This window comes from Stenotrophomonas sp. YJH_SMC_17 (assembly GCF_059371655.1).
This window is the reverse complement of the sequence record NZ_JCAFUU010000003.1, coordinates 492,394-504,467: the sequence shown is the minus strand read 5'-3', so window position 1 is coordinate 504,467 and position 12,074 is coordinate 492,394. Positions and strand designations below refer to the sequence as shown.

The window sequence follows — 12,074 nt, the reverse complement described above, 5'->3', positions numbered from 1 at the left end:
ATGGGCGGCACGCCACGGAACGGCCCGCCCCTGCCCTGCACGCCACTGTCAGCCCTACAGGCCCGTTCGATTGCCGAGGCGTTCCGCCCGGCACACGCCTTGGGCAACCGTCGCGATTACTACTACACCCTCAGCAAGCTCTGCAGCGACCCACTCTACGACGGCGTGCTGCGACACCTTCCGGATGACGCGCAGCCGGTACTGGACCTGGGGTGCGGGCTGGGCCTGTTCGCCCATGTGCTGCGCCAGCGCGGCGGCACCCGGGGCTACGTCGGGGTGGACGTGGATGCCGGCAAGATCACCCGCGCGCAACGTGCCGCCGTCGAGCTGCCTGACGTGCGCTTCGACTGCGCGGACGTGCAGGCGCCACTGCCGGCGCAGGCCGGGCATGTCCTGCTGCTGGACGTGCTGCACTACCTGGACGCGGGCCGACAGCAGGCACTGCTGCGCGTGGCCAGTGCGCGGGTGGGCCCCGGCGGCCGTCTGCTGCTGCGTACGCCACTGGCCACCGGCGATGGCCGCGACCGCACCACGCGGGTGGCCGACCGGTTGGCCTGGCTGGTCGGCTGGATGCGCACGCGGCCGCGGCACTACCCCGATCCGGACGTGCTGCAGACGACGCTTGCCGAAGCTGGATTGCAGGTGACCGCCCCCCGGCCGCTGCATGGGCGTACGCCGTTCAACAGCTGGCTGCTGGTGGCCGAACGCCCCGCGCTGTAGAGCCGGGCTGCGACGTTTTTCCGGTGCTGCGTACCGCCACCCGAGCATCGGCTCGGGCGTTACAGTAGCGCCTCCCTTGTAGAGCCGAGCCCATGCTCGACTGCTCTACATCACCAGGGCCGGCGTTACGGGACCGGCAGCTGCGCTTTCAGCCCGCGTTCGTCCAGCGCCTGCAGCACGCGCGCGATGATCACCAGGTTGTGGCCGTGGGCGGCGCCTTCATGCAGCAGCACGATCGCGCCGGGGCGCAGGTCAGGCAACAGCCGCGCCAGCACACCCTCCGGCGTGCAACCAACGCCGTCATAGCCACGGGCACTCCAGCCCACGCGCACCAGGCCGAGCGCCTTCAACACCGGCGCCACGAACGGGTTGGTCATGCCCACCACCGAGCGGTACCAGCGCACCGGATGCCCGCTCAGGGCCTGCAGCGCATGCTGGCAGCCTTCGATCTCCGCCCGCATCGCCGCTGGACCCAGGCGCCAGAATCGGGCCTGCGGGTGGCTGAGACTGTGATTGCCGAGATCGTGGCCACGGCGCAGGATCTCGGCCACCAGTTCAGGCTGCGCCAGCGCGCGCTCGCCCACCAGGAAGAAGGTGGCACGCGCCTGATGGCGGTCCAGCAGATCAAGCACGGCAGGGGTTTCCGCGCTGGGGCCGTCATCGATCGTCAGCCAGACACTCTTGCCGGGGTCCGGTACCCGGCTCAGTACCGGCGCATAGAAACGGCTGTTGGGCAGGAACACCGGCACCATGAACAGTGCATGGCTGGCCACCATCAGCATTACCGCCCAGGCCCAGCCGGCCAGGGCCCAGACCAGGATCACGGCCAGCTGCGACGCTACCAGCCAGGGCAACCAGCGCCAGGGCCGGCCGGGGATGCGATGCAATGTTCCTGCGTTGCTCATCCCCCATGATGCCATGGGGGGTAGAATTGATGATTCGAATTCCCGGAACCCCGACGTCCATGTCCCTCGATCCCGCCCTGCGTTCGCGCATCGAATCCATCCTCAACGCCAACCGCGTCGTGCTGTTCATGAAGGGCCAGCCGTCGATGCCGCAGTGTGGTTTCTCGGCCAAGGCCGTGGGCGCCCTGCAGGACCTGGGCGTCGAGTTCGCCCACGTCAACGTGCTGGCTGACCAGGAAATCCGTGAAGGCATCAAGGCCTACGGCGACTGGCCGACCATCCCGCAGCTGTACATCAACGGCGAACTGGTCGGCGGCAGCGACATCGTGCTGCAGATGGCCGCCAGCGGCGAGCTGAGCAGCGTGCTGGGCCTGGCCGCACCGGACCGCACCCCGCCGAGCATCACCGTCACCCCGGCCGCCGTGGAAATGCTCAAGGGCGCGCTGGCCGACGCCCCGGGTGCCGCCCTGCAGCTGACCATCGATGCCGGCTTCCAGCCGAACTTCCAGCTGGCCCCGCATGACGAAGGCGCGATCGCTGCCGAGTCCAACGGCCTGCGCGTGCAGTTCGACCTGTCCAGCGCCCGTCGCGCCAACGGCATCACCATCGACTGGGTGGACGACATCCGCGGCAAGGGCCTGGCGATCGACAACCCGAACGCGCCGAAGCCGGTGCAGGAAATCAGCGTGCGTGATGCCGATGACCTGGTGCGCGCCGGCAACATCACCCTGGTGGACGTGCGCCCGGCCGACGAGCGCGCCATCGCCGCCGTCGGCGTGCCGTTCAAGAGCTTCGACGGCAATGGCCGCGCCGAGCTGGAAGCCCTGCCGAAGGACACCGCACTGGCCTTCCTGTGCCACCACGGCGGCCGCAGCGCACAGGCTGCCGAGCAGTTCCGTGCACTGGGCTTCACCAAGGTGTTCAACGTCACCGGCGGCATCAATGCCTGGTCGGAAGATGTCGATAACGGCGTGCCGAAGTACTGATCGGCCGCAGCATGGGGTCGGATCCCCTTTCCGCAGGAAAGGGCTCTGACCCCACCACAGAAAACGCCGGCATTCGCCGGCGTTTTCTGCATCCACGCCTGGCGTGGATCTACCCGGCGAAACCACCTTCGGCCAGGTAATCCAGCTCTTCCGCCGTCGGGAAGCGACCGAGCACGGCATTGCGATGCGGGAAACGGCCGAAGCGGCGGATGATGTCGCTGTGCAGTTCAGCGTACTGCAGGTATTCCTTGTCACCCAGCACGTCGAACATCGCCACCGAACGGTCCTGGTCCATCGGATCCTCGGAGTGCTCGAATGGCAGGTAGATGAAGGCGCGCAGCTTCGGGACCAGCTGCAGGTCCAGGCCTTCCTCGATCGCACGCATGGCGTAATGCCGCGCCAGGCCATCGGTGGCGTAGGAATGGGCGGTCCCACGGAAGCAGTTGCGCGGGAACTGGTCCAGCAGCAGCATCAGCGCCAATGCCCCTTCGGCACTGCCCAGCCAATGCTCGCGCGCGCGCGACGCCGCAGCGAAATGCTCATCCAGAAACAACTGGCGGAACTGCGCGTCGAACGCATCGTCGCGGGCGAACCACTTCGCAGGGCCCGCTTCTTTCCAGAATTCCACCACTTGCGCGGCAACGTCCATCACCTACTCCCCAGGGCCGGCGCGCCGCGCCAGGCCATCATCATCATTCGTCGAAGCGCAGGTGGCGGACCGACTTGCCGTTGCGCCGGATAAGCTTAAGCGCCTCGATACCGATCTGGATATGGTTTTCCACGAACTGGGAGCTGACCTTGGCATCGGAGGCCTCGGTCTTGACCCCGTCGGGGATCATCGGCTGGTCCGACACCAGCAGCAGCGCGCCACTGGGAATATGGTTGGCAAAGCCGGCGGCGAACACCGTGGCGGTCTCCATGTCGATGGCCATGCAGCGCATCGCCCGCAGCCGTTCCTTGAACGCCTCGTCGTGCTCCCAGACCCGGCGGTTGGTGGTGTAGACCGTGCCCGTCCAGTAGTCGTGGCCGAGGTCGCGGATCATGGTCGACACCGCCCGCTGCAGCGCGAACGCCGGCAGCGCCGGCACTTCCGGCGGCAGGTAGTCACCCGAGGTACCCTCGCCACGGATCGCAGCGATCGGCAGCACCAGGTCGCCCAGCTGGTTCTTGCGCTTCAGGCCACCGCACTTGCCCAGGAACAGCACCGCCTTGGGCATCACCGCCGACAGCAGGTCCATGATGATCGCGGCATTGGGGCTGCCCATGCCGAAGTTGATCATGGTGATGCCATCGATGGTGGCACTGGCCATCGGCCGGTCCAGGCCGATGACGGGGGCGCCGGTCAGTTCGGAAAAGGTGTGCAGGTAGCCCCCGAAGTTGGTCAGCAGGATGTGCTGGCCGAACTGGTCCAGGGGCACGCCGGTGTAGCGCGGCAGCCAGTTGTCGACGATTTCCTGCTTGCTCTTCATGGGCGGTCCGGTACGGCGGGGGCGGCTATTTTCGGCCAGCCGGGAGGCGCCGTCGAGCCGCCGTCGGCCAGCCTGTGAAGAAGGTCACTTGGCAAGCCCACCGCCGCCCGGCTAGCGTCGACGGCTGAACCAAGCTGCAAGGGGAACTGCATGGCATCGACGTTGTTGCGCGCCGGGGTGGCACTGGCACTGCTTTCATTGAGCACGGTGCCGGCGGTGGGGGCCTCGCGCTTCGTCGTCGACCCGTACCCCAGCACCTACCAGGCCCATCCTGATGCGCCGGTGCTGATCCAGAACGCCACCGTGCTGACCGGCACCGGCCAGCGCCTGGACAACGCCGACGTGCTGCTGCGCGACGGCCGTATCTTGGCCGTGGGGCCCCGGCTGCAGGCCGACGCCGGCGTCACCCGCATCGATGCGCAGGGCAAGTGGGTCACCCCCGGCCTGATCGACGTGCACTCGCACCTGGGCGTCTATCCCAGCCCGGGCGTCGGCGCGCACAGCGACGGCAACGAGATGACCGCGCCGGTCACCGCCAACGTCTGGGCCGAGCACTCGGTGTGGCCGCAGGACCCGGGCTTCGCCACCGCGCTGGCCGGCGGCGTGACGAGCATGCAGGTGCTGCCCGGCTCGGCCAACCTGGTCGGCGGTCGCGGCGTGACCCTGAAGAACGTCCCGGCCATCACCTACCAGGCGATGAAGTTCCCCGGTGCGCCGTGGGGCCTGAAAATGGCCTGCGGCGAGAACCCCAAGCGGGTCTATGGCGAAGGCAAGGGCGTGGCTCCGGCCACGCGGATGGGCAACGTGGCCGGCTACCGCGCCGCCTTCATCGATGCCGCCGACTACATCGCCAAGAACACGCCCAAGCCGGCCAAGCGCAAGGGCTGGTTCGGCAGCGACAAGGGCGACAGCGCCGGTGATGCCGGCGGCAAGCGCGATCTCAAGCTGGACACGCTGGCCGGCGCCATCCAAGGCGACATCCGCGTGCACATCCACTGCTACCGCGCCGACGAGATGGCCACCATGCTCGACCTGGCCAAGGAATTCGGATTCAAGGTGGCCGCCTTCCACCATGGCGTGGAGGCCTACAAGCTGGCCGACAGACTGGCTGCCGACGGCGTCTGCGGCGCACTCTGGGCCGACTGGTGGGGCTTCAAGATGGAGGCCTTCGACGGCATCCAGGAGAACATCGCGCTGGTCGACCGCCCGAAGAACAGCTGTGCCATCGTCCACTCCGATTCGCCCGAGGGCATCCAGCGACTGAACCAGGAAGCGGCCAAGGTGATGGCTTCCGCGCGCCGTGCGCGCATGCCGGAGATCACGCCCGAGCACGCCATCACCTGGATGACCGCCAACGCCGCCAAGGCGCTGGGCATCGAAGGCCAGACGGGCACCCTGGAGGCCGGCAAGATGGCCGATGTGGTGGTGTGGAACGGCAATCCCTTCAGTTCGTATGCGCTGGCCGAGCAGGTCTTCATCGACGGTCGCCGCCTGTACGACCGCAGTGCGCCGGCAGCGACGCCGCGTTCCGATTTCCAGCTCGGCCAGGAGGTGCACTGATGGGCGCGGTGAACAAGCGTCGCCGGGCATGGCCCGGCGCTACCGTAGTGGCATTGCTGTTGCTGGCAACCACGGCATCGGCGCAGGACCTGCTGGTGCGCAATGCCACGGTGCATACCGCCAGCGCGCGCGGCAGCCTGCAGAACGCCGATGTACTGGTGCAGGGCGGGATCATCCGCGCGGTCGGCCCCGGCCTGTCCGCGCCGGCCGGGGCCAGCGTGATCGAGGCCGAAGGCCGCCCACTGACGCCGGCGCTGTTCGGTGGCATCACCGAGATCGGCATCGAAGAGGTTTCCGGTGAAGCGAGCACGGTCGACAGCACCCTGAAGATGGGCGAACAACCGTTGCGCCCCGAGTTCGACGTCACCCTGGCCTACAACCCGGCGTCGGTGCTGATTCCGGTGACGCGGCTGGAAGGCATCGGCTTCACTGCACTGGGTGCGGCCACCGGCGGTGGCTTCGTGGCCGGCCAGGGCGGCGTGATGCGCCTGGACGGCAGCGTTGACCCGCTTGGTCCGCGCGCGCTGTTCCTGCGCATCGGCGCAGCCGCTTCCGAACTGACCGGTCATTCGCGTGCCGCGCAATGGATGCTGCTGCAGCAGATGATGGACGAAGCACGCGGCCAGGTTGCGGCGGATTCGCCGCACGCGCTGCTGACCCCGGCCGGGCGTCGCACGCTCAGCCGCTATCTGGCCGGCCAGGGCCGCATCGTGGTGGAGGTGGACCGCGCATCGGACATCCGCCAGCTGCTGCGCTGGTCCGCCCGCGAGAAGGTGAAGATCGCCATCGCCGGTGCCAGCGAAGCCTGGCAGGTGGCGCCGGAGCTGGCCGCCGCCCACGTGCCGGTGTTCGTCGATGTGCTGGCCAACCTGCCGGCCAGTTTCGACCAGATCGGCGCCACCCTGGAAAACGCGGCGCGACTGCAACGCGCAGGCGTGGCGGTTTCCTTCGTGCAGCGGGGTGATGCCAGCCACAACGCGCGCAAGATGCGCCAGCTGGCGGGCAACGCCGTGGCCAACGGCCTGCCCTGGGCCGACGGCCTGGCCGGGCTGACCCGGGTGCCGGCACAGGCCTTCGGCGTAGCCGACCAGATCGGCAGCATCGAGCCGGGCAAGCGCGCCGACCTGGTGCTGTGGGAAGGCGACCCGCTGGACGTAGCGCACTATGCCGAACAGGTCTGGCTGGACGGCCGCGCGATGCCGATGCGCTCGCGCCAGACCGACCTGCGCGACCGCTACCTGCAGCGCAACGCGCAGCCCTGATCGCATTGGATGACCCACCCATGACAACACTGCGCTGGTACTTCGATTTCGTCTCGCCCTACTCCTACCTGCACTGGCAGAAGCTGAAGCAGCTGCCGCAGTTCGCGCAGATCCAGACCGTACCGATCGCCTTCGGTGCGGTGCTGCATCACCTGGGCAACCTGGGTCCGGCGGAAATTCCGGCCAAGCGTCGCTTCGCCTACCGCCACCTGCAATGGACCGCGCAGGCCGAAGGCACCCCGATGCGCTTCCCGCCCGGCCATCCGTTCAATCCACTGGCTGCGCTGCGCCTGTGCCTGGCCGCGGGTGCCAGCGCGCGGGCAGTGGACGTGCTGTTCGACTGGATCTGGCGCGATGGCCACGCCGGCGACAGCGCCGAAGCCCTGCGCGAACCCGGCGCACGGCTGGGCATCGAGGATGTCGCATCCGCCATTGCCGGGCCTGCGGTGAAGGAGCAGCTGCGGCGCAACACGGAGACCGCGATCGCGGCCGGCGTGTTCGGCGTACCCACCTTGGCCATCGGCGACGAACTGTTCTGGGGCAACGACGCACATCCGCTGATGGCCGCGGTGCTGGCCGATCCGGGCATGCTGCAGCAACCCGCCTGGCAGCACCTGGACAGCCTGCCTGTGGCGGTGCAACGCAATCGCTGAACAGGGCGCGACGCCTTTCCCTCGCGCGCCCGGCCAGGTTTTGAGATAGTTTTCACATTTCCGAACCTACAACCGCCCTGGAGGGGGAGCTGCGGATGCGCATCGGAATCGTCGTCGACTCGGCCTGCGACCTGCCGCAGGACTTCATTGCCGAGCACAACATCGTGCTGCTGCCGATCACTGTACGCATCGGCGAAGCGGTGCTGGCCGATCACCGCGATGAGCAGGCCACGCTGAGCTTCCTGCACGCGCATGTGGCCGAACATGGGGCTGAAGCGGAGACCATCCCCTTCAGCGTCAACCAGATCCGCGACCTGTTCCTGCAGCAGCTGGTGATCGATTACGACCACGTATTCTGCATGACCATCACCAAGACCCGCAGCCCGATCCACGACAATGCGCTGCAGGCCAGTTTCGCCATCCTCAACGACTACAAGCCGGTGCGGCAGGCGGCGGGCTACAACTCGCCGTTCGCGCTGCGCGTGCTCGACACGCAGAACCTGTTTGCCGCGCAGGCCGTGACCGCGGTGGAGGCGGTGCGCCTGCGCGACAGCAACGCCAGCGTGCAGCAGATCCGCGAACGGCTGGAGGAACTGGCCGGCAACGTACACGGCTACATGGTCACCCGCGACCTGTACTACATGCGCGCACGTGCGCGGCACAAGGGCGACCGCAGCGTCGGCCTGCTCAGCGCGGCGCTGGGCAGCGCGCTGGACATCAAGCCGGTGCTGCACGGCTACCGCGGCGAGACCGGGCCGGTGGCCAAGATCAAGGGCTTCGACAACGCCGTGCAGAAGCTGTTCGCGGTGGTCGGCCAACGCGTGCGTGCGGGGCTGATGACACCGACCGTGTGCGTCAGCTACGGCGGCGAACTGGACGAACTGCGCACCCTGCCTGGCTACGCACAGCTGAAGGAGGTCTGCGCCGGCCACGGCGTGACCGTGTACGAATCGGTGATGAGCCTGACCGGCATGGTCAACGTCGGCAAGGGTGCGGTCACCGTGGGCTTTGCCGATGGGCCGCATCGGTTTGAATGAAGGCCGACCGTGGCGGGAATCTGCACATCGATTCCACCGCGACTGTGCCAGCCTTGCCGCACTTCAAGGAGAACACCATGCCTGCGCAGTACCACATCAGCCTGCCCGACCCGTCCAAGGCCCGCGGCAACGATCCTGACCTGTCCTTCCATTCGCAGGGCGCCGCCGGTTTCGCCGAAGAGCTGCAGGACGCCCTGCGCAGCGGCACGCTGTTCGAGCGCTGGAAGGCCAAGCAGCCCGACCCGGATGCGGTGGAGCCGCAGTGGGGGGCAACCGATCCGGATGCCACCGTGACCGGCGAGCAGAAGGATCTGCGCATCAACCTGGTGGCCACCACCCGCATCGACAGCGACGTGTTCAAGCAGCGCCTGCGCCTGCTGGCCGGCCACCATTGGGAACTGCGCGACGTGCGTTGAGGCATCCGCCGGCGTCGCCGGTGAAATTTGGCGCGCTCGACTCTTCCGGTCGAGCGCACTGTCGTGCCGCCCCCCATGCAGGTTGCACGGAGTGCACACAGCCACTAGCCGGCGCGGCCAGAGTGTCCAGCGTGATGCGCTGGGGGACGGCACTTCAAGCAGGTCGATTCTGAGCGACCAGAGCAGGATGCGGTCCGGAGGCAATGCGCCGTCAGCGCGTCACCGACGGATCCGGATCAGCAATCCATCGTGCCGTGCGTGCTGCCTTCGTCATCCAGCACGTGCGCATGCAGGATCACCTGGTTGCGGCCGGCCCGCTTGGCCGCATACAGGCCGGCATCGGCATCGGCCAGCAGCTGATCGGCACTGGCCATCGCTGGCGGATGCAGGTACCCCACACCGATGCTGATGCTGACCGATCCTTCCGCCAGTGGCAGCGCTTCCACCGCCTCGCGCAGGCGCTCAGCCAGCGCCAGTACGCTGGACAACGGGCTTCCCGGCACGATCACCGCGAATTCCTCGCCCCCGTACCGCGCAACACTGTCGCCCGCACGGCCCGCGCCTGCCTTCAGAATCGCAGCAACCGCCTGCAGACAGCGGTCCCCCGCAGGATGGCCGTGCTGGTCGTTGAAGGCCTTGAAGTGGTCGATATCCAACAGCAGCAGGCCCAGCTCGGTGCCACTGCGCCGTGCGCGGTTCCACTCGGCCAGCAGCAGCGCGTCGAACTCGCGCCGGTTGGCCACGCCGGTCAGGCCATCCTGGCGCGCCAGCTGGTCCAGCGACGCCTGCCGTTCCATCAGGTCCACCTGCAGCAGGATGCTGCGCAGGCCGAAGCCCAGCGTCGCCACCACGAACCCGCTGACCGCCAGCGGTCGCGCATGGTCGACCACCAGGGTGCCGACCACCAGCAGCAGCAACGGCAGGATCATCGGGCCGGCCGCCTGCACCGTGCGCGCCATCCGCGGATGCGGCGCAAGGATCCGCGCGGGTGCCTGGCTGAGTGCGAGCAGCGCCAACAACAGTAACGGCAGATCGATCAGCAGGTCGGCATAGGCACCGAACGCATCGTCGGAGGTGTAGTGGTTGATGTAGTACGCCACCAACAGGTAGGTGACCGCATACATCGCCAGCGCACGGAAAAAGGTGCGCCGCTCGGGAACGTCGCCGGCCAGCCAGCGCACCACCGCGAACATGGCGATGCACAGGTTCTGGATATCGAACATGCGCTGCATGTTGGACAACGCGTGGTCGTCGATGTCAACACGGGCGGCAAACGACTGCGCGTGCACGAAGAACAGCACACCCAGCAGCGCCGCCATCGCCGCATCGATCAGGCTGATGCTGACCCGTTCCCGGCGCGCCCGGGCCAGGATGAACACCAGGGGCACACCGTAAAGCACGTAAAGGAACAGGCTAGCCCGCGGGGTGAAATCGGCACGGCCGGCGCCCAGAGCGTCGATCATGTTGAACGCCATGCCGCCGGCCCACAGCAGCAGCGCCAACGCCGTGGCCCGCCACCCCAGCGCCGCGCGGTCGCGGCGGGCCCGCCACAGGCAGGCGACCGCAGCCAGCAACGGGGCGCCGGTCAGGAAAACGAAGGAACCCGCCCCGGCGGGACCGGGCCACAGGGCCAGCACCACGCCATGGCACAGCACATACAGCAGCGCCAGCACTACCGGCATGCCTTCCCCCATCCGCAAGGCCGTATGGGCGCACGATAGCGCGCCGGCACGCTACAGCGGCGTGATCCACTGCGGCAAAACAACACGCCGCGGGCACCGCCCGGTAGTGCCGGCCAGTGGTCGGCAACCTGCAGTTCCGTATCTCCCTGGGGGGGCCGGCCAGCGGCCGGCACTACCGCAGACGCCTCAGGCGTTGAGGGCGCGGGCGTGGTGGGCGATGTGCTCGCCGATGAAGCTGCCAATGAAGTAGTAGCTGTGGTCGTAACCAGGCTGCAGGCGTAGGGTCAGCGGATGGCCGGCGGCCGCGCAGGCCTCCTGCAGGCGCTGTGGCTGCAGCTGGGTCTGCAGGAACTCGTCGGCCTCGCCCTGGTCGACCAGCAGCGGCAGGCGCTCTTCGGCGGTGGCCAGCAGCGCACAGGCATCCCACGCTGCCCAGTCGGCGGGGTTGTCGCCGAGGTAAGCATGGAAGGCCTTTTGACCCCACGGCACGTGGCTGGGCGCGACAATCGGCGAAAACGCCGACACGCTGCGATAGCGCCCCGGGTTGCGCAGCGCGATCACCAGCGCGCCATGGCCGCCCATCGAATGGCCACTGATCGCGCGGGCATCGGTCACCGCGAAGTTCGCTTCGATCAGCGCCGGCAGCTCCTGCGCCACGTAATCGTGCATGCGGTAGTGCGTCGCCCACGGCACGCGGGTGGCATTGAGGTAGAAGCCAGCGCCCTTGCCCAGGTCGTAGCCCTCGGCATCGGCCACATCGTCACCGCGCGGGCTGGTGTCGGGTGCGACGATGATCACCCCATGCTCGGCCGCATAGCGCTGCGCGCCGGCCTTGGTGATGAAATTCTGCTCGGTGCAGGTCAGGCCGCTCAGCCAGTACAGCACCGGCAGCGCCTGAGTATCCGCCTGCGGCGGCAGGTACACGGCGAACTGCATGTCGCAGCCCAGCGTGGTCGAATGATGGCGGTAGACGTCCTGCCAGCCACCGAAACAGGCGCGGTGTTCAATGCGTTCCATGGGACTCTCCTGCGTGCCGGCGTCAGCCGTCACGTGTGTTGATCAACTCATCCAGCTGCGACAGCAGGCGCAGCAGCGGCTCGACGCCGGGCTGGCCATCCAGGTTGCGGTACGCGGCCACCGCCACATCGCTGCGCGGTGGCCATCGGCCATCGGCGCGGGCCTCGTGCAGCCGCGGCAGGAAGACCTGCGCCAGCCAGTGCTCGAACGGCATCTCATCGATGCCGAACGGTGAATCCACCGGGCGCGGGGCACCGACCTCGCCTTCGACCCAGCCCAGCGCGCGCAGCACCTGCTCGATCGGGGCGACCAGGGCCGCGCGCGGGTCTTCCGCACGCGGCCGGCGCAGGGCATCCAGCCAGCCCAT

The 12,074-nt window shown here is 68.1% G+C and carries 13 protein-coding genes; 7 read left to right on the top strand and 6 right to left on the bottom strand.

Going from position 1 to position 12,074, the window contains the following annotated elements; genetic code table 11:
- Positions 1 to 720, top strand: a complete 720-nt coding sequence (locus AC5P8Z_RS12065; RefSeq protein WP_286069829.1) for a class I SAM-dependent methyltransferase — start codon at positions 1 to 3, stop codon at positions 718 to 720.
- Positions 721 to 845: 125 nt separating this feature from the next.
- Here AC5P8Z_RS12065 and AC5P8Z_RS12060 read toward each other — a convergent pair whose 3' ends face one another.
- Entirely contained in the window at positions 846 to 1,625 is a 780-nt protein-coding gene (locus AC5P8Z_RS12060; RefSeq protein ID WP_495229114.1) for a polysaccharide deacetylase family protein, read from the bottom strand.
- Between the two features lie 59 nt (positions 1,626 to 1,684).
- On the opposite strand from AC5P8Z_RS12060, the gene grxD reads away from it, so the two are divergent.
- Positions 1,685 to 2,611, top strand: coding sequence for a Grx4 family monothiol glutaredoxin (gene grxD / locus AC5P8Z_RS12055; protein WP_495229113.1), 927 nt, complete (start codon positions 1,685 to 1,687; stop codon positions 2,609 to 2,611).
- 109 nt (positions 2,612 to 2,720) lie between these two features.
- Here the strand turns inward: grxD and AC5P8Z_RS12050 are convergent, their stop codons facing one another.
- Both AC5P8Z_RS12050 and AC5P8Z_RS12045 read right to left on the bottom strand, forming a co-directional pair.
- Complete coding sequence (locus AC5P8Z_RS12050) at positions 2,721 to 3,260, bottom strand: DUF924 family protein (RefSeq protein WP_495229112.1); 540 nt, start codon at positions 3,258 to 3,260, stop codon at positions 2,721 to 2,723.
- Positions 3,261 to 3,303: 43 nt separating this feature from the next.
- Positions 3,304 to 4,080 (bottom strand): AMP nucleosidase, encoded by a 777-nt coding sequence (locus AC5P8Z_RS12045; RefSeq protein ID WP_005414446.1) that lies wholly within the window; start codon positions 4,078 to 4,080, stop codon positions 3,304 to 3,306.
- Between the two features lie 150 nt (positions 4,081 to 4,230).
- On the opposite strand from AC5P8Z_RS12045, the gene AC5P8Z_RS12040 reads away from it, so the two are divergent.
- From AC5P8Z_RS12040 to AC5P8Z_RS12020, 5 genes are all read left to right on the top strand, one after another.
- Positions 4,231 to 5,640 carry an amidohydrolase gene (locus AC5P8Z_RS12040; protein ID WP_495229111.1) on the top strand — a complete coding sequence of 470 codons (1,410 nt, stop codon included), beginning with the start codon at positions 4,231 to 4,233 and terminating at the stop codon, positions 5,638 to 5,640.
- Positions 5,640 to 6,902: an amidohydrolase family protein gene (locus tag AC5P8Z_RS12035; RefSeq protein ID WP_495229110.1), complete on the top strand. Its 1,263-nt coding sequence runs from the start codon at positions 5,640 to 5,642 to the stop codon at positions 6,900 to 6,902. The genes AC5P8Z_RS12040 and AC5P8Z_RS12035 overlap by 1 nt, the downstream gene beginning before the upstream one ends.
- Before the next feature lie 20 nt (positions 6,903 to 6,922).
- Complete coding sequence (locus tag AC5P8Z_RS12030; RefSeq protein WP_495229109.1) at positions 6,923 to 7,555, top strand: 2-hydroxychromene-2-carboxylate isomerase; 633 nt, start codon at positions 6,923 to 6,925, stop codon at positions 7,553 to 7,555.
- 95 nt (positions 7,556 to 7,650) lie between these two features.
- Positions 7,651 to 8,592, top strand: coding sequence for a DegV family protein (locus AC5P8Z_RS12025; RefSeq protein ID WP_286069841.1), 942 nt, complete (start codon positions 7,651 to 7,653; stop codon positions 8,590 to 8,592).
- Between the two features lie 77 nt (positions 8,593 to 8,669).
- The gene (locus AC5P8Z_RS12020; protein WP_279945304.1) at positions 8,670 to 9,008 is read left to right on the top strand and encodes a hypothetical protein; all 339 of its coding nucleotides are present in this window, start codon (positions 8,670 to 8,672) and stop codon (positions 9,006 to 9,008) included.
- A 236-nt stretch (positions 9,009 to 9,244) separates the two neighbouring features.
- Here AC5P8Z_RS12020 and AC5P8Z_RS12015 read toward each other — a convergent pair whose 3' ends face one another.
- From AC5P8Z_RS12015 to AC5P8Z_RS12005, 3 genes are all read right to left on the bottom strand, one after another.
- Positions 9,245 to 10,690, bottom strand: a complete 1,446-nt coding sequence (locus AC5P8Z_RS12015) for a GGDEF domain-containing protein (RefSeq protein ID WP_495229108.1) — start codon at positions 10,688 to 10,690, stop codon at positions 9,245 to 9,247.
- A gap of 186 nt (positions 10,691 to 10,876) precedes the next feature.
- Entirely contained in the window at positions 10,877 to 11,707 is an 831-nt protein-coding gene (gene fghA / locus AC5P8Z_RS12010; RefSeq protein WP_286069847.1) for an S-formylglutathione hydrolase, read from the bottom strand.
- Positions 11,708 to 11,729: 22 nt separating this feature from the next.
- Entirely contained in the window at positions 11,730 to 12,074 is a 345-nt protein-coding gene (locus tag AC5P8Z_RS12005) for a YqcC family protein (protein WP_295566877.1), read from the bottom strand.